The sequence below is a fragment of the Pseudomonas sp. AC083 genome (assembly GCF_979253165.1).
This window is the reverse complement of the sequence record NZ_CEEDDH010000002.1, coordinates 329753-347348: the sequence shown is the minus strand read 5'-3', so window position 1 is coordinate 347348 and position 17596 is coordinate 329753. Positions and strand designations below refer to the sequence as shown.

The 17596-nt window shown below is 59.0% G+C and carries 15 protein-coding genes; 8 read left to right on the top strand and 7 right to left on the bottom strand.

The genetic code is table 11. The annotated features are described in order from the left end of the window. The 4 genes from crcB to ftsK form a co-directional block, all read right to left on the bottom strand. Positions 1 to 375 (bottom strand): fluoride efflux transporter CrcB, encoded by a 375-nt coding sequence (gene crcB, locus AC0IXA_RS04650; RefSeq protein WP_016775261.1) that lies wholly within the window; start codon positions 373 to 375, stop codon positions 1 to 3. Further along, complete coding sequence (locus AC0IXA_RS04645) at positions 375 to 1697, bottom strand: replication-associated recombination protein A (protein WP_122603057.1); 1323 nt, start codon at positions 1695 to 1697, stop codon at positions 375 to 377. Before AC0IXA_RS04645 ends, crcB begins: the two co-directional genes overlap by 1 nt. Positions 1698 to 1892: 195 nt before the next feature. Next, entirely contained in the window at positions 1893 to 2513 is a 621-nt protein-coding gene (lolA, locus tag AC0IXA_RS04640; RefSeq protein WP_016775262.1) for an outer membrane lipoprotein periplasmic chaperone LolA, read from the bottom strand. A 67-nt stretch (positions 2514 to 2580) separates the two neighbouring features. Next, the gene (gene ftsK / locus AC0IXA_RS04635; protein WP_041477069.1) at positions 2581 to 4989 is read right to left on the bottom strand and encodes a DNA translocase FtsK; all 2409 of its coding nucleotides are present in this window, start codon (positions 4987 to 4989) and stop codon (positions 2581 to 2583) included. A gap of 522 nt (positions 4990 to 5511) precedes the next feature. On the opposite strand from ftsK, the gene aat reads away from it, so the two are divergent. From aat to infA, 3 genes are all read left to right on the top strand, one after another. Beyond that, positions 5512 to 6192: a leucyl/phenylalanyl-tRNA--protein transferase gene (gene aat, locus AC0IXA_RS04630; RefSeq protein WP_341637157.1), complete on the top strand. Its 681-nt coding sequence runs from the start codon at positions 5512 to 5514 to the stop codon at positions 6190 to 6192. A 58-nt stretch (positions 6193 to 6250) separates the two neighbouring features. Beyond that, positions 6251 to 6958, top strand: coding sequence for an arginyltransferase (locus AC0IXA_RS04625; RefSeq protein ID WP_016775265.1), 708 nt, complete (start codon positions 6251 to 6253; stop codon positions 6956 to 6958). A 112-nt stretch (positions 6959 to 7070) separates the two neighbouring features. Next, positions 7071 to 7289: a translation initiation factor IF-1 gene (gene infA, locus AC0IXA_RS04620; protein ID WP_002553999.1), complete on the top strand. Its 219-nt coding sequence runs from the start codon at positions 7071 to 7073 to the stop codon at positions 7287 to 7289. A gap of 618 nt (positions 7290 to 7907) precedes the next feature. Here the strand turns inward: infA and clpA are convergent. Together clpA and clpS are read right to left on the bottom strand one after the other, a co-directional pair. Then, on the bottom strand, positions 7908 to 10178 hold the full coding sequence (clpA, locus tag AC0IXA_RS04615; protein ID WP_016775266.1) for an ATP-dependent Clp protease ATP-binding subunit ClpA: 2271 nt from the start codon (positions 10176 to 10178) through the stop codon (positions 7908 to 7910). A 30-nt stretch (positions 10179 to 10208) separates the two neighbouring features. Further along, positions 10209 to 10592 carry an ATP-dependent Clp protease adapter ClpS gene (gene clpS / locus AC0IXA_RS04610; RefSeq protein WP_011334948.1) on the bottom strand — a complete coding sequence of 128 codons (384 nt, stop codon included), beginning with the start codon at positions 10590 to 10592 and terminating at the stop codon, positions 10209 to 10211. Between the two features lie 224 nt (positions 10593 to 10816). Between clpS and AC0IXA_RS04605 the strand changes: the two genes are divergently transcribed. Next, complete coding sequence (locus AC0IXA_RS04605; protein WP_071172897.1) at positions 10817 to 11098, top strand: cold shock domain-containing protein; 282 nt, start codon at positions 10817 to 10819, stop codon at positions 11096 to 11098. Between the two features lie 77 nt (positions 11099 to 11175). Here AC0IXA_RS04605 and icd read toward each other — a convergent pair whose 3' ends face one another. Then, complete coding sequence (gene icd / locus AC0IXA_RS04600) at positions 11176 to 12432, bottom strand: NADP-dependent isocitrate dehydrogenase (protein WP_024013414.1); 1257 nt, start codon at positions 12430 to 12432, stop codon at positions 11176 to 11178. Positions 12433 to 12913: 481 nt separating this feature from the next. On the opposite strand from icd, the gene AC0IXA_RS04595 reads away from it, so the two are divergent. The 4 genes from AC0IXA_RS04595 (at position 12914) to hflD (ending at position 17590) form a co-directional block, all read left to right on the top strand. After that, positions 12914 to 15139, top strand: coding sequence for an NADP-dependent isocitrate dehydrogenase (locus tag AC0IXA_RS04595; RefSeq protein WP_071172899.1), 2226 nt, complete (start codon positions 12914 to 12916; stop codon positions 15137 to 15139). 200 nt (positions 15140 to 15339) lie between these two features. Continuing rightward, entirely contained in the window at positions 15340 to 15786 is a 447-nt protein-coding gene (locus AC0IXA_RS04590) for an NUDIX hydrolase (protein ID WP_016775271.1), read from the top strand. A gap of 59 nt (positions 15787 to 15845) precedes the next feature. Then, on the top strand, positions 15846 to 16970 hold the full coding sequence (gene mnmA / locus AC0IXA_RS04585; RefSeq protein ID WP_122612133.1) for a tRNA 2-thiouridine(34) synthase MnmA: 1125 nt from the start codon (positions 15846 to 15848) through the stop codon (positions 16968 to 16970). Then, positions 16967 to 17590 (top strand): high frequency lysogenization protein HflD, encoded by a 624-nt coding sequence (gene hflD, locus AC0IXA_RS04580; RefSeq protein ID WP_039763308.1) that lies wholly within the window; start codon positions 16967 to 16969, stop codon positions 17588 to 17590. Before mnmA ends, hflD begins: the two co-directional genes overlap by 4 nt. Positions 17591 to 17596: the final 6 nt, after the last annotated feature.

Sequence of the window (17596 nt, the reverse complement as noted above, 5' to 3'; positions counted from 1 at the left end):
TCAAAGTTTGGTCAGGGACAGGCCGGCCCACGTCGCGAGCAGCCCGCCGAATACGCTGAGTGCGGCGTAGCCCAGGGCCAGCAACACTTGCCCGCTTTCCAGCAGGCGCACCGTATCCAGTGAAAAGGATGAAAAAGTCGTCAGCCCCCCGAGGAAGCCGACCATCAACCCGGCGCGCACCTCGATCGGCACCTCCGGGCGTATCAGAAACAGGCCGTACAACACGCCAATCAGCAGGCAGCCCACGATATTAACGGCCAGCGTCGCGGTATAGAAGTGCCGCGGCCAATTGGCGCTGACCCAATTACCGGTGGCGAAGCGCAACAATGTCCCGGCAACACCGCCGACCGACACTGCGAGTATCAATGGAACCACTATTTTCTCCGCTGCCGAGGGCTCAGACGATCGAGCTGAGCGAGGTGATTGAGCTTCTCGCCGATCTTCAACTCCAGGCCACGGGGCACTGGCTGATAGAACGGAATCGGATCGAGTTCTTCCGGAAAATAGTCTTCGCCGGCGGCATAGGCGTCCGGCTCGTCGTGGGCGTAGCGGTATTCGTCGCCATAACCCAATTGCTTCATCAGCTTGGTCGGGGCATTGCGCAAATGCAGCGGCACTTCCAGCGAGCCGTTCTCAGCCGCAGCGCGCAGCGCGGTTTTGAAGCCCATGTACACCGCATTGCTTTTCGGTGCGCAGGCCAGATAAGTAATGGCCTGGGCGACTGCCAATTCGCCCTCGGGGCTGCCGAGACGCTCCTGCACTTCCCACGCGGCCAGGCACAGGCTCAGCGCACGCGGATCGGCGTTGCCGATGTCTTCGCTGGCCATGCGCACCACGCGCCGCGCCAGGTACAGCGGATCGCAACCGCCGTCGATCATCCGCGCAAACCAGTACAGCGCGCCGTCCGGATTGGAGCCGCGCACGGATTTGTGCAGGGCCGAGATCTGGTCGTAGAACGCTTCACCGCCCTTGTCGAAACGTCGGCGCGTATCGCCCAGCAGGCTTTGCAGCAAATCAGTGCCGATTTCGCTGTTGTCTTCGGCCAGATCAGAAGCGTTTTCCAGCAGATTGAGCAGGCGCCGGCCATCACCATCAGCGGCGGACAGCAGCATCTGGAAGCCTTCATCGCTCAGCGTCAGGTTGCGCTTGCCCAGCCCGCGCTCTTCGGTCAAAGCCCGATGCACCAGTTTGCGCAGCGCCGCTTCGTCGAGGCTTTTCAGCACGTAGACGCGGGCCCGCGACAACAAGGCGTTGTTGAGTTCGAACGAAGGGTTTTCGGTGGTGGCGCCGATGAAGATCAGCGTGCCATCTTCAACGTACGGCAGAAACGCGTCCTGCTGCGACTTGTTGAAGCGATGGACTTCGTCGACAAACAGGATCGTGCGCTTGCCGTACTGGCCGGCCTGCTGCTTGGCGATTTCAACGGCCTGGCGGATTTCCTTGACCCCGGCGAGCACCGCCGAAACCGTTTCGAAGTGCGCATCGGAGACTTCTGCGAGCAAGCGCGCCAGGGTGGTCTTGCCCACGCCCGGCGGCCCCCAGAAAATCATCGAATGCAGCGCGCCCTGCTCCAGCGCCTCACGCAGAGGCTTGCCGCGAGCGAGCACGTGTTCCTGACCGACGTACTCATCCAGATTGGCCGCACGCAAACGCGCGGCCAAGGGTTGGGCAATCGGTGCACTGCGAAACAGATCCATCACGTAGCGTTGAAACCTCTGATTTTCTGAAATCTGCTGAAGAACCTGTGGTGAGGGGATTTATCCACGTTGGGCTGCGAAGCGGCCCCAAAAGCGACGACTGCTGCGCAGCCGGACTGGTATAAATCCTCTCGCCACAATAGCCCCTCAATAGCAGGCCCTCACCACAAAGGCCCTGACACAAAAGGCTGGTGTTTATTCCTGGATAACGTCGGCACCCTTGGGAATGTCGAATTTGAATTTCGACGCTGGCACCGCTTCGTTGGCCTTGACCCCGGTAAACAGGATATTGGTGCGCTGGCCGACACTGTCGATCAGTTGCATGTCATTGAGCAGGCCGTTGCGGAACGACAGGCGCAGGTTGTCGAACAGGGTGTCCTTGGTTTTCGGCTTGAGAGTGAAGTCGATCACGCCGCCCGCCTCTTTCGCGCTGATATCGAAGCTCTGGCTGATCTTCGAGACATCACCGGACAGCAACAGCGCTGGCGTCTGGGTCAGGCGCTCGTCGAGCTTCTTGATGGTTGCCTGCTCCAGATCCGGGTCCCACAGGGTGACTTTCTTGCCGTCGGAGACCATGGTCTGCTCGGCCGGCGCGTTGGTGTGCCAGTAGAACAGGCCCGGACGCTGCAGGGTCATGTTGCCGGTGGTTTCCTGCAACTGGGTGCCGGTGCCGTCGAGGGTCAACTGCGAAAAGTTCGCCGACAGGGTTTTCGATGTTTCGAGCAATTGGGTCAGACGCGCCACGTCCTTTTCATCGGCGTGGGCCGTGAGTGTGGTCAGCGCCAGTACTGGCAACAGCATGCGGATAAGGCGCATGAGAGTCCTCTTGAATAATCGTGGGAGAGCGAGTGACGCGTCATTGCGCCACCCGCGTCGTTGCGTTTCAGTCGCGTACCGGGCCCGGGGCCAGGACTTCACGCGAACCGTTAGTGTTCATTGAGGTAACAACGCCGGCCATCTCCATCGCCTCGATCATCCGCGCGGCGCGGTTGTAGCCGATCTTCAGCTTGCGCTGCACAGCGGAAATCGACGCGCGACGGCTTTCGAGGACGAACTGCACCGCTTCGTCATACAGCGCGTCGGCTTCCGGATCATCACCGTCACCACCACCGCTGCTGCCTTCAAAGCCGCTGCCTGCCTCTTCGACACCGTTGAGGATATCGTCGTTGTATTCCGGCGCGCCGCGCAGCTTCCACGCTTCGACCACGCGGTGAACCTCATCGTCGGAGACGAATGCGCCGTGGACGCGGATCGGCAGACTGGTGCCCGGCGGCATGTAGAGCATGTCACCGTGACCGAGCAGTTGCTCGGCGCCACCCTGATCGATGATGGTCCGCGAGTCGATCTTGCTCGAGACCTGAAACGCCATACGGGTCGGGATGTTGGCCTTGATCAGACCGGTGATCACGTCCACCGACGGGCGCTGGGTCGCGAGAATCAAGTGAATCCCTGCCGCACGCGCCTTTTGCGCAATACGGGCGATCAGTTCTTCAACCTTCTTGCCGACGATCATCATCATGTCGGCGAATTCGTCCACCACTACGACGATGGTCGGCAGTTTCTGCAGCAGCGGCGCTTCGTCGTGAATGCTTTCGCGCTTGTACAGCGGATCGCTCAACGGCTCGCCGGCATCCTGGGCTTCCTTGACCTTGGCGTTGAAGCCGGACAGGTTACGCACGCCCATTTTCGCCATCAGCTTGTAGCGACGTTCCATCTCGGCAACGCTCCAGCGCAAGGCGTTGGCGGCGTCCTTCATGTCGGTCACCACCGGGCAGAGCAGGTGCGGAATGCCTTCGTAGATCGACAGTTCAAGCATTTTCGGGTCGATCATGATCAGTTTGGCGTCGTCCGGGCCGGACTTGAACAGGATCGACAGGATCATCGCGTTCACACCCACGGACTTACCGGAACCGGTGGTACCGGCCACCAGCAAGTGCGGCATCTTCGCCAGGTCGGTGATGACCGGCTTGCCGCCGATGTCATGACCGAGCGCCAGGGTGACCGGCGATTTGAAGTTGTCGTACTCGGGGGTCGACAGCACCTCGGAGAAACGCACGATCTGGCGGTCTTCGTTGGGAATCTCGATACCGACGGTGGTCTTGCCCGGAATAACCTCGACGACCCGCACACTGGTCACCGCCAGCGAACGTGCCAGGTCCTTGGCCAGGTTGGCGATGCGGCTGACTTTTACCCCGGCGGCAGGCTGGATTTCGTAACGGGTAATCACCGGGCCCGGGTGGATCGAGTCAACGGTGACTTCGACGCCGAACTCCTTGAGCTTGATTTCCAGCAAGTGGCCGACCGCTGCCAAGGACTCAGGAGAATAGTTGAGCTGTTTCTTTTCCGCTGGATCAAGAATGGAGATCGGCGGCAAGGTGCCTTCGACCGCGCTGTCGACGAACAACGGCGCCTGCTTCTCTTTCTGCACGCGCTTGCTCGGCTCCGGCGCCTTGGCTGGTGCCGGCGCGATCACCGGCGGCACCTGCTTCTCGCGGTCGGACATGTGCTTGCTCAGCGCTTGCTCGCGCTCGATCAGGCGTTCCTTGACCTTGGCCTGTTCGCGTTTGTCGGTGACAGTCGGCGCGACTACATCGTGGACGCGGTCATCGACCTCACGCAGTTGCGCGACCAGTTGCTTGCGTTCAGTGCGCGCCGACCACCAGCGGTTGAGCGCGCCCTGGAACAGCTCGAACAGATCGAGGGTGATCTTGCCGGTGACGTCCATCACCTTGAACCACGACAGGTCGGTGAATACGGTCAGGCCGAACAGGAACAGCGCGATGAACAGCAGCGTGCTGCCTTGAATGTTCAGCGCATTCTTCGCCAGATCGCCAAGGCTTTCGCCCAGGGCACCGCCAGCGCCGGCCGGCAGACCGGTCGCGGCATGGAAATGAATGTGCGCCAGCGCAGCACCGGAGAGCACGAGGAACACCAGACCGATCAGGCGCCAGGAAAACAGCCAGCCGCTCCACTGCCATGGTTCGTGGCGTTGACGAAAGATCTGGTACGCCTTGACCGCCAGCAGCAACGGAAAAATATAGGCGAAGTAGCCGAGCACCATGAACAGGATATCGGCGCTGTACGAGCCGGCCGGGCCGCCGAAGTTCTGCACATCGTCGATCTTGCTGTTATGGCTCCAGCCCGGGTCGTCCTTGCCGTAAGTCAGCAAAGCCATCATCAGGAACAGGCACAAGGCGCCGATGGCGATCAATGCACCTTCCTTGAGCCGGTAGTGCAGTTGCTGGCGCCAGAGCGGAACGACTGTTTTGGGTGCTTCGGTGGTCTTCTTCAAAACGCTTCTTTTCCTGCGCCCGAGGCGCGTCCATCTATTGAATGACGATAAAAAACTGCCCAATCCAGGCAGGTAAAAAAGGTGAAAAGCTCAACTCGGACTACTTTTAACACTGTGCCACTGGTTTTATAAACACAGCTATAAACACTGCGCGCAGCGAAAAGCCCGTCACAACCCGGCATTGTACGGGTTTGTGCGCCCGATGCCATGTTTCAGACCCCAGCTTTGAGCATAGCCAATCGCACACGCAGTGCCTTGCAATTGGAGCATGCATTGCCTTTTGTGACAAAGGCTTATGAGCTGTATTTGATGAACCTAGCGAACCTGGCCGGATCGGGCTCACAGGAATGCTCAACAGCATCGACACGGCGACGCTTACGACCACGGGCGACACATCAAGTTGCAGCTCAATGCTCGCTGCACCAGACAACTGTGCAGGACAGCGGCGCCGTTTCGCGGCAAACTCTTTCGCGGGGCCTGCACGCCCCCTGACCGCCCTCCCCTTCTGCAAGCCTGGATGCCATGCTGACTTGGTTACAACGTAATTCCCTGACCTTTCCGCCACTGGAAAAAGCCATGCGCGAGCCGAACGGATTGCTCGCCGCCGGCGGCGATCTGTCCGCCGACCGACTGATCCAGGCCTATCGCCATGGCTGCTTTCCCTGGTTCTCCGAAGGCCAACCCATTCTCTGGTGGTCGCCAGACCCTCGCACCGTGCTGTTTCCCGACGAACTGCACGTCTCGCGCAGTCTCGGCAAGCTTCTGCGCAAGCAACGCTATCAAGTGACTTTCGATCAGGATTTCGACGCCGTCATCCGCGCCTGCGCTGCACCGCGTGATTACGCCGACGGCACCTGGATCACCGAGGCCATGCAGGATGCTTACGTAGAACTGCATCGGCGCGGTTTCGCTCATTCGGTTGAGGTCTGGGACGATGGGCAACTGGTAGGCGGCCTGTATGGCCTGGCAATGGGCCAACTGTTTTTTGGCGAGTCGATGTTCAGCCGTGCAGACAACGCGTCCAAATACGGCTTTGCCACGCTGGTCCAGCATTTGAAAGCAGCCGGGTTTGTGCTGATCGACTGCCAGATGCCGACCGATCACCTGCACAGCCTCGGTGCACGATCCATTCCGCGCGGCGAATTCGCCGACTATCTGCAACGCCATCTCGACCAACCGAATTCGGCGACCTGGGTTTGCTGAGCGACTTTTGCGCAGGTGGCTTACACTTAATCCACCAGCTTATCCCGAGGGTTGATTCATGACCGAGTTGGCGCGTTTGAAGTTTTATGCCACTCAGCCCCACTCTTGCAGTTATCTGCCCGAGGAGCAGGCCACGACGCTGTTTCTCGACCCGAGTCAGCCCATGGATGTGCATGTCTACGCAGACCTGTCGGAAATGGGCTTTCGTCGCAGCGGCGATCATCTGTACCGGCCGCATTGCCAGAATTGCAATGCGTGCGTGCCTGCGCGCATTCCCTCCGCCCAGTTCATCGCCAATCGCCAGCAGAAGCGTATCTACAAACGCAACGCCGACCTGCAAGTGCAGCCGGTCAAACCGCACTTCAGCGAAGAGTATTTCGACCTGTACCAGCGCTATATCGAACAGCGCCATGCCGACGGCGACATGTACCCGCCAAGCCGTGATCAGTTCTCGACGTTCCTGGTGCGTGACCTGCCCTTCTCGCGCTTCTACGAATTTCGACTCGACGGACGGTTGCTCGCAGTAGCAGTCACCGATCTGCTGCCTAACGGTTTGTCGGCGGTATACACCTTCTACGAACCGAACGAAGAACGCCGCAGCCTCGGCCGTTACGCAATCCTCTGGCAAATCGCCGAGAGCCAGCGCCTGGGCCTTGAGGCTGTGTACCTGGGTTACTGGATCAAGAACTGCAAAAAGATGAACTACAAGACGCAATATCGGCCCATCGAATTGCTGATCAATCAGCGCTGGGTCATCCTGAACTGAACCTGCGGCCTAAACCCCTTGGCGTAAACACCATTTTTCGGGCACAATGCACGCCGCTTTTGCCTGGCGCAGTTGCACCGGGCCATTCATTGGATACCGAGGGCTTTACTGCATGTCGAAAGAAGACAGCTTCGAAATGGAAGGCACTGTCGTCGACACCCTGCCCAACACCATGTTTCGTGTGGAGTTGGAAAATGGGCACGTCGTAACCGCGCATATTTCCGGCAAGATGCGCAAGAACTACATTCGTATTCTTACCGGTGACAAAGTGCGCGTCGAGCTGACGCCCTATGACTTGAGCAAAGGGCGGATCACTTACCGCGCTCGTTAATCAAGTCAATACAGAACGCCCGGGTAATGCCGGGCGTTTTTGTGTCTGCGTTTTGAGGTTTTGGGGCTGGCGGTTTCGCGCTTACAGCATGCAAATCAAAAGATCGCAGCCTTCGGCAGCCCCTAAGATTGGATCGCGCGTATTAGACAGAAACGGGTTGACCTGCGGGCCGCCTTCGCGAGCAGGCTCGCTCCCACAGAAAAGCAAGCAGCGCAGCCGCCCGCGGCGAAGCCGCCCCACTCAACAATGAGCGCAAGCTCGAGTGCTTTTGATCTTGATCCACCGGCGACGTCGGAAGGCTGAGTGGAGGGATTGATCCGGGCGTGGGAGCGCAGCGACCGTCTGGCGCAGCCAGACACAGCGGAAGGAGGTGCAGCGAAGCAAACCGTAGCCGCTGCGCCCGGATCAGTCCCGGAGCGAAGGAACCCGAGCCTGCGAGGGCCGAACGTAGGAGCAAGCGTTTTTTTGCTTACTTTTTTTAGGCGTTTGTAAAAAAAGTGAGTCGCCGTAAGGGCGAAACCCTAAGCAGCCGTAACCGCAGCAACGGATATACACCCAAAACCATCAAACAACGAGCAACAAAAAGGCGCCCGAAGGCGCCCTCTTGACCCACAGCCGTCAGGCCATTTCTGCAGTCGTTTCGAAGTCGAACGTCAACTCCCCGTCCTTGATGTCGATGTGCACCACACCGCCATGCTCGGCCAGTTCGCCAAACAGAATCTCCTCCGCCAGCGGACGCTTGATCTTGTCCTGGATCAGACGCGCCATCGGACGTGCGCCCATCGCCGAGTCGTAACCACCCGCTGCCAGCCAGCTGCGCGCCGCATCGGTAACCTCAAGCAACACACGCTTGTCTTCCAACTGCGCCTGAAGCTCGGTGAGGAACTTGTCCACCACGCTCTTGATGACCTCATGGCTGAGGCGACCAAACTGGATAATGGTGTCCAGACGGTTACGGAATTCCGGCGTGAAGCTCTTCTTGATCACTTCCATCGCATCGGACGAGTGGTCCTGATGGGTGAAACCGATCGAAGCCCGCGCGGCCGTCTCGGCACCGGCGTTGGTGGTCATGATCACGATCACGTTGCGGAAATCCGCCTTGCGCCCGTTGTTGTCGGTCAGCGTGCCGTGGTCCATGACCTGCAACAGCAGGTTGAAGACTTCCGGATGCGCCTTCTCGATTTCATCGAGCAGCAATACGCAATGTGGCTGCTTGGTGATCGCTTCGGTCAACAGACCGCCCTGATCGAAACCGACATAGCCAGGAGGCGCACCGATCAGGCGCGATACGGTGTGACGCTCCATGTACTCGGACATATCGAAGCGCACCAACTCGATCCCCAGCGCTTTGGCCAGCTGTCGCGCGGCCTCGGTTTTACCGACACCGGTAGGCCCGGCGAACAGGAACGAACCGACCGGCTTGTCCGGCGATTTGAGCCCGGCACGGGACAGCTTGATCGCGGTCGACAGCGAATCGATCGCTGCGTCCTGACCAAACACCGTCAGCTTCAGGTCACGCTCCAGATTACGCAGCAGCTCCTTGTCGGAACTGGTGACGTGCTTTGGCGGAATCCGCGCGATTTTAGCGACGATGTCCTCGACCTGTGGCACTTCGATACGCTTGACGCGCATCTCCACTGGTTGCAGACGCTGGTAGGCGCCCGCCTCGTCAATCACGTCGATGGCCTTGTCCGGCATGTGCCGGTCATTGATGTAGCGCGACGCCAATTCGGCAGCGGCACGCAACGACTCATCGCTGTATTCGATATTGTGGTGCTGCTCGAAACGCCCTTTCAGACCGCGCAGGATACCGATGGTGTCTTCCACCGACGGCTCGACGACATCGACCTTCTGGAAGCGACGCGCCAAGGCACGATCCTTCTCGAAGATGCCGCGAAATTCCTGGAATGTGGTCGAACCGATGCAACGAATGTCGCCAGACGACAGCAGCGGCTTGAGGAGGTTGGACGCATCCATCACGCCACCGGACGCAGCGCCAGCACCAATGATGGTGTGGATCTCGTCGATGAACAGAATCGCCTGCGGACGCTTTTTCAGCTCATTGAGCAGCGCCTTGAAGCGCTTCTCGAAATCACCGCGATACTTGGTACCCGCGAGCAGAGCGCCAAGATCGAGCGAATAAACCACCGCATTGGCCAGCAGGTCCGGCACCTGATTGTCGACGATGCGCTTGGCCAGGCCTTCGGCAATCGCGGTCTTACCCACGCCTGCCTCACCCACCAGCAGCGGATTGTTCTTGCGCCGGCGCGCGAGGATCTGCGCGACACGCTCGACCTCCGATTCACGGCCGACCAGCGGATCGATGCGACCCTGGCGCGCGAGTTCGTTGAGGTTGCTGGCATAAGCATCCAGAGGATTGCCTGAAGAAGAAGACTCACCGCCCTCGTCGTCCTGCATATCTTGTTCACCTTCAGAGTGATCGCCGTGCCCCGGTACTTTCGAAATGCCGTGGGCGATGTAGTTGACGACATCGATGCGCGCAACGCTCTGCTGTTTCAGCAGGAACACTGCCTGACTCTCTTGCTCACTGAAGATGGCGACCAGCACGTTGGCGCCGGTCACTTCGCGTTTGCCCGAGCTCTGTACGTGAAAAACAGCACGCTGCAGGACACGCTGGAAGCCCAGGGTTGGCTGGGTTTCGCGATCCTCGTCATGCACGGGGATCAATGGCGTGGTGGAGTCGATGAACTCCTGCAGATCATGCTTGAGTTTGTCGAGGTTTGCGCCGCAGGCACGCAAAACGGTGGCGGCAGCCTCATTATCCAATAGGGCCAGCAAGAGATGTTCGACGGTCATGAACTCATGACGCTTCGAACGAGCCTCCTTGAAGGCAAGATTGAGGGTGACTTCGAGCTCGCGGTTTAACATAGCTTCACCTCATACCCAAGTGGTCGGCGATTAACCGTCCTTCTCGATTTCACAGAGTAGCGGATGCTGGCTTTCCCTGGCGTACTGGTTGACCTGCATGGCCTTTGTCTCGGCGATGTCGCGGGTAAACACTCCACATACTGCCCGTCCTTCTGTATGGACGGCCAGCATGACCTTGGTCGCCAGCTCGCGATTCAGGTTAAAAAACACCTCGAGCACTTCGACGACGAAATCCATCGGTGTGTAGTCATCGTTGAACAAAACCACCTTGTACATCGGCGGCGCCTGTAACGCGGGCTTTGCTTCCTGAACAGCAACGCCTGCCGAATCGTCGTCGTGCTCCTGTGGAAGATCCTTTTGGAGAAGCGGGCGATCCTGATTGAATGTTAGTCGAATCTGGCTGATTGCATGCATGGAAAAAAAGGTTCGTCAGTTGTGCGAATACAGTGGTGGGGGCGGTTGCACACGTTTTCAACTACGACTGCCCGGTCACCTTGACTATCGGGAAAACGGTGTTACAACCAATAGAGCCCACAGTGGGTAAAAAAGATCCGCGGAGTCAATTCTTTTATCGAATTCGATTGCGGATGTCGTGGATGATACTCCAGCGATGGAGTCTGTTGCAGAGGGATTTGAGCATGGCTGTCGGCAAGGTGAAATGGTTCAACAATGCCAAGGGATTCGGCTTTATCAATACCGACGCCCGGGAAGGTCGCGATGAGGATGGCAAGGACATTGATTTCTTTGCCCACTACTCGGCCATTGAAATGGAAGGGTACAAGACCCTGAAAGCGGGTCAGGCGGTGAACTTCGAGATCGTTCAAGGCCCTAAAGGCTTGCATGCCGTGAAGATAACTTCGGTCGAAGCAGCGCCCACGCCAAGCTCGATTGCCAAGGAAAAACAAACGGCAACCAGTTGAAGCCTCAAAACATTCGGTCATAAAAAACCGCCTGACTCAACCCATCGAGTCAGGCGGTTTTTGCGTGGCTGCAACTTTTACATATGCGAAATCAACGCATCCCCGAACCCGGAAGACGACACCAGCTTCGCGCCATCCATCAAGCGCTCGAAATCATAAGTAACAGTCTTGGCGCCGATCGCACCGTTGGTGCCCTTGATGATCAGGTCCGCCGCTTCGGTCCAGCCCATATGACGCAACATCATCTCGGCCGAGAGAATCAGCGAGCCCGGGTTGACCTGGTCCTTGCCGGCATATTTCGGCGCGGTACCGTGGGTCGCTTCGAACATCGCCACGGTGTCGGACAGGTTGGCGCCCGGCGCGATGCCGATACCGCCCACCTCCGCCGCCAGCGCGTCGGACAGGTAGTCACCGTTGAGGTTGAGGGTGGCGATGACATCGTATTCGGCCGGGCGCAGCAGGATCTGCTGGAGCATGGCGTCGGCGATGGCGTCCTTGACCACAACGTTCTTGCCGGTTTTCGGATTCTTGAACTGCATCCACGGACCGCCGTCCAGCAGTGTCGCGCCGAACTCTTCGGCGGCCACTTCGTAGGCCCATTCCTTGAAGGCACCTTCGGTGAACTTCATGATGTTGCCTTTGTGCACGATGGTCAGCGAGTCGCGGTCATTGTCGACCACATATTGCAGAGCCTTGCGCGCCAGACGCTTGGTGCCTTCGCGGGAGACCGGCTTGACGCCGATGCCGCAGTTTTCGTCGAAACGGATCTTGGTAACGCCCATTTCTTCTTTAAGGAATTTGATGACCTTGGTGGCTTCCGGCGAACCGGCCTTCCATTCGATACCGGCGTAAATATCTTCGGAGTTTTCGCGGAAGATGGTCATGTCGACATCGCCGGGCTTTTTCACCGGGCTCGGCACGCCTTCGAACCAGCGCACCGGGCGCAGGCAGACGTACAGGTCGAGTTGCTGACGCAGGGCCACGTTCAGCGAGCGGATGCCGCCACCGACCGGAGTGGTCAGCGGGCCTTTGATGGAGACCACGTAATCCTTGACCGCGTCGAGGGTTTCCTGCGGCAGCCAGGTGTCCTGGTCATAAACCTGAGTGGCCTTTTCGCCGGCGTAGACTTCCATCCAGGAAATCTTGCGCTTGCCGCCGTAGGCCTTTTCAACAGCAGCATCGACAACCTTGATCATCACCGGACTGATGTCGACACCAATACCGTCACCTTCGATGAAGGGGATGATCGGGTTATCAGGAACATTGAGAGAATGGTCTGCATTGACAGTGATTTTGTCACCGACGGCTGGAACCTGAATCTTCTTGTAACCCATGCTGAACTCCATTGTTTGGATTGAACACCTGGCTTGCTTCGAGCGTAACCCAGTTGAATCAACACGCAAACCCTATGTTCCTGCGCCGCGCACATCTCGTTTCGTACAAGCCTGAAAGCAAAGGGAAAAGCGCCAAACTCCAGCATTCGTAACGAGTCTTTGCCCGGTCGCGCCCTGCGACCTTTAGACCAATGGACGAGAATCGTTGCATATGAACCATCGGCAGATTGCCAGCTACCTATGTATAATGCCGCCCGCTGACCACAGGGTCACGACGGCTGGCCTCTCTAGCACGAGACTTTCCGCCTGATTGGTCGGGTTGTTACCGCAGCCTGACTGCTTGACGCTCTACTGATGCACCCAACATCACCGCGAAGAATCTCGACATTCGGTTCATGGATGACTTTGAACGAACGCGCTTACCCGGCGCCCCTCGAGTTTCTGCGCACGCTTTAGCAAAGAAGAGAGAGTTAATCCGAATATGCCCACCCGCTCGAAGATCATCTATACCTTCACCGACGAAGCTCCTGCCCTCGCCACCTATTCCCTGCTGCCGATCATCGAGGCTTACACCGCCTCGGCCGATATCGCCGTGGAAACCCGCGATATCTCTCTTGCAGCACGCATCCTGGCAAGCTTCCCCGAGCAACTGGGCGACAAAGCCGTAGCCGACCACCTCGCCGAACTGGGCGACCTGGCCGTTACGCCTGAAGCCAACATCATCAAGCTGCCGAACATCAGTGCTTCGGTGCCACAGCTGCAAGCCGCGATCAAAGAGCTGCAGGCGCAGGGCTACAACCTGCCTGACTACCCGGAAACCGTAACCAGCGACGCCGACAAAGACGCCAAGGCGCGTTACGACAAGGTCAAGGGCAGCGCTGTGAACCCGGTTCTGCGTGAAGGCAACTCCGACCGCCGCGCTCCGCTGTCGGTGAAGAACTACGCGCGCAAGCACCCGCACAAAATGGGCGCCTGGGCCAAGGACTCCAAGTCTCACGTCGCGCACATGAGCACCGGCGATTTCTACGGCAGCGAAAAAGCTGTCCTGATCGACGCCGCTGACGCTGTGAAGATCGAACTGATCGCCAAGGACGGTGCTGCCACCGTTCTGAAAGAAAAAACCACCGTTCAGGCTGGCGAGATCCTCGACTGCGCCGTGATGAGCAAAAACGCCCTGCGTGCGTTCATCGCTGCCGAGATCGAAAGCGCCAAGGCCCAGGGCGTGCTGCTCTCGGTTCACTTGAAAGCGACCATGATGAAGGTCTCCGACCCGATCATGTTCGGCCAGATCGTTGCCGAGTTCTATAAAGACGCACTGACCAAGCACGCTGACGTGTTGAACCAGATCGGCTTCAATCTGAACAACGGCATCGGCGATCTGTACGCGCGCATCAAGGCCCTGCCGGCCGAGCAGCAAGCGCAGATCGAAGCCGATATCGCAGCGGTCTACGCCGTTCGTCCTTCGCTGGCGATGGTCAACTCCGACAAAGGCATCACCAACCTGCACGTGCCGAGCGACGTCATCGTCGACGCCTCGATGCCAGCGATGATCCGTGACTCCGGCAAGATGTGGGGCACCGACGGTCAGCTGCACGACACCAAGGCTGTGATCCCGGATCGTTGCTACGCGACCATCTACCAGGCCGTGATCGAAGATTGCAAAGCCAACGGCGCTTTCGATCCGACCACCATGGGCAGCGTGCCGAACGTCGGTTTGATGGCGAAGAAAGCCGAAGAGTACGGCTCCCACGACAAGACCTTCCAGATCAAGGCTGACGGCGTTGTTCGGGTCACCGACAGCAAAGGCAAGCTGCTGATGGAACAGGCTGTCGAAGCCGGCGACATCTTCCGCATGTGCCAGACCAAAGACGCGCCGATCCAGGACTGGGTCAAACTGGCCGTCAACCGTGCTCGCGCAAGCAGCACGCCGGCGATCTTCTGGCTCGACCCGATGCGCGCTCATGATGGCGTAGTGATCGAGAAGGTTCAGGCCTACCTGAAGGATCACGACACCAGCGGTCTGGACATCCAGATCATGGCGCCGGTCGACGCGATGAAGTACACCCTGCAGCGCACCCGCGAAGGCAAGGACACCATTTCGGTGACCGGCAACGTACTGCGCGACTACCTGACCGACCTGTTCCCGATCATGGAACTGGGCACCAGCGCCAAGATGCTGTCGATCGTACCGCTGATGAATGGCGGTGGTCTGTTCGAAACCGGCGCCGGCGGTTCGGCGCCGAAGCACGTGCAGCAACTGGTTGAAGAAAACTTCCTGCGCTGGGATTCGCTGGGTGAGTTCCTTGCCCTCGCCGCTTCCCTTGAGCACCTGGGTGTGAACTACAACAACCCGAAAGCACTGGTGCTGTCGAAAACCCTGGATCAGGCCACCGGTCAGTTCCTCGACAACAACAAGTCGCCATCGCGCAAAGTCGGCAACATCGACAACCGCGGCAGCCACTTCTACCTGGCGATGTACTGGGCTCAGGCCCTGGCCGCCCAGACTGAAGACGCTGCACTGCAAGCGCAGTTCGCGACTCTGGCCAAAACCCTGACCGAGAACGAAGCGACCATCGTTGCCGAGCTCAACGCCGTGCAGGGCAAGCCAGTCGACATCGGCGGTTACTACCACGCCGACGCCGAGCTGATCAGCAAGGCCATGCGCCCAAGCGCAACCTTCAACGCGGCGATTGCTGCGCTGGTTTAAGGTTGTAATGGGAACATCACAAACCCCGGCCTTGTGCCGGGGTTTGTGTTTTTACTGACAACATAAATCCCTTGTGGGAGCGAGCCTGTTCGCGAATGCGGTTTATCATTCAGCACCTTCGTTGACTGACCCACCGCTTTCGCGAGCAGGCTCGCTCCCACAGGGGGTCGGGTTTTAACCTGGATATTGAAGAAGGTTTTATGGAATGGCTCCCCCACATCACCGTCGCCACCATCGTCGAGGACAACGGCCGCTTCCTGATGGTCGAAGAGCACAAGGGCGGGCGCAATGTGCTCAACCAGCCCGCCGGTCATCTCGACCCGGATGAAACCCTGATCGACGCGGCGATTCGCGAAACCCTCGAAGAAACCGGCTGGGACGTCGAACCCACCGGCGTGATCGGCATTTATCTGTATACCGCACCGAGCAACGGCGTGACTTACCAGCGCATATGCTTCAGCGCCAAAGCCGTGCAGCATCACCCGGATTACCAACTCGACGACGGCATTGTCGGCGCCAAGTGGCTGACCCGCGACGAATTAATCGCCCAGCGCGACAACTGGCGCAGTGAACTGATCATCCGTTGCATCGACGATTATCTGGCCGGTCATCACTTCAGCCTCGAACTGATCCGCCCTTCTCTTTAGCCTTGCGGCCGTGAGCCTGATAGAATCGCGCCCTTTTCCAAGACACTCATTGAATCCCTATGCGTGATCCAGCCCCTTCTGACACATCCAAGAAGCGCGTCATTGTCGGCATGTCCGGCGGCGTGGACTCTTCCGTTTCTGCCCTTCTGCTGATCGAGCAGGGTTATGAAGTGGAAGGCCTGTTCATGAAGAACTGGGAAGAAGACGACGGAACGGAATACTGCACCGCCATGGACGACCTGGCGGATGCTCAGGCTGTCTGCGACAAGATCGGCATCAAGCTGCACACCGCCAACTTTGCCGCCGAGTACTGGGACAACGTGTTCGAGCACTTCCTCGCCGAATACAAGGCGGGGCGCACGCCGAACCCGGACATCCTGTGCAACCGCGAGATCAAGTTCAAAGCGTTTCTCGACTACGCGATGGTGCTCGGCGCCGACCTGATCGCCACCGGTCACTACGTGCGCCGCCGCGATATCGACGGCCGCACCGAACTGCTCAAGGGCCTCGATCCGAACAAGGATCAGAGCTACTTCCTGCACGCCGTTGGTGGCGAACAGATCGCCAAGACCCTGTTCCCGGTCGGCGAACTGGAAAAGCCTGAAGTCCGCGCGATTGCCGAGAAATACGAACTGGCCACCGCCAAGAAGAAGGATTCCACCGGGATCTGCTTCATCGGCGAGCGCCGTTTCAGCGATTTCCTCAAGCAGTACCTGCCGGCACAACCGGGTGAGATCAAGACCACCGAAGGCGAAGTCATCGGCCGTCACCACGGCTTGATGTACCACACCATCGGCCAGCGTCAGGGCCTCGGCATCGGCGGCTTGAAGGATGCCGGCGATGAGCCGTGGTATGTGCTGCGCAAGGATCTGCAGACCAACGAACTGATCGTCGGCCAGGGCAACAACCATCCGTGGCTGTTCTCCAGCGCCCTGCTTGCTTCGGAAATCTACTGGGTCAACCCGATCGATCTGAGCCAGCCGCTGCGCCTGACGGCGAAAGTGCGCTATCGCCAGAGCGATCAGGCCTGCACCCTGGAAAAGACCGCCAGCGGCTATCGCGCCGTGTTTGACGAACCGCAACGCGCGGTGACGCCGGGCCAGTCGGTGGTTTTCTATGACGGTGAAATCTGCCTCGGCGGCGGCGTGATCGAAGTGGCCGAGCCGTGGAGCGGCCAGGCATGAGCCCGACTCAGGAACAACTGACAGCGCTGGGCGGTGTGTTTCTCGCCGCCGTGCTGGTCGATCGCATCGCCAAGACTGGCCAGACCAACGAGGCCGGCCTGAGTTGCATGCTCGGCAGCCTGCTGGTCCGCGACCCAAAAGATACGCTGGATGTATATGGCGGCGACGACATCAATCTGCGCGAGGGTTACCGCGCATTGATCGGCGCGCTGGAGCGCGATCCGAGCACCTTGCAGCGCGAGCCGTTGCGCTACGCGCTGTCGATGCTCGGTCTGGAGCGGCAACTGGCCAAGCGTGACGACATGCTCGAGACGATTGCCAAACGCCTGCCGCAGATTCAGTCGCAGGTGGAGCATTTTGGCCCTGCGCACGAAAACGTCGTCGCCGCTTGCGGTGCGTTGTACCAGGACACGTTGAGCACCCTGCGCCAGCGTATTCAGGTGCACGGCGACATGCGCAACCTGCAGCAACCGAGCAATGCTTCGAAGATCCGCGCCCTGCTCCTCGCGGGTATCCGTTCGGCGCGCCTGTGGCGTCAGCTCGGTGGTCATCGCTGGCAGTTGGTGATCAGCCGCCGCAAGTTGCTTAAAGAGCTTTATCCGTTGATGCGCAGCGAGTAAACGCCG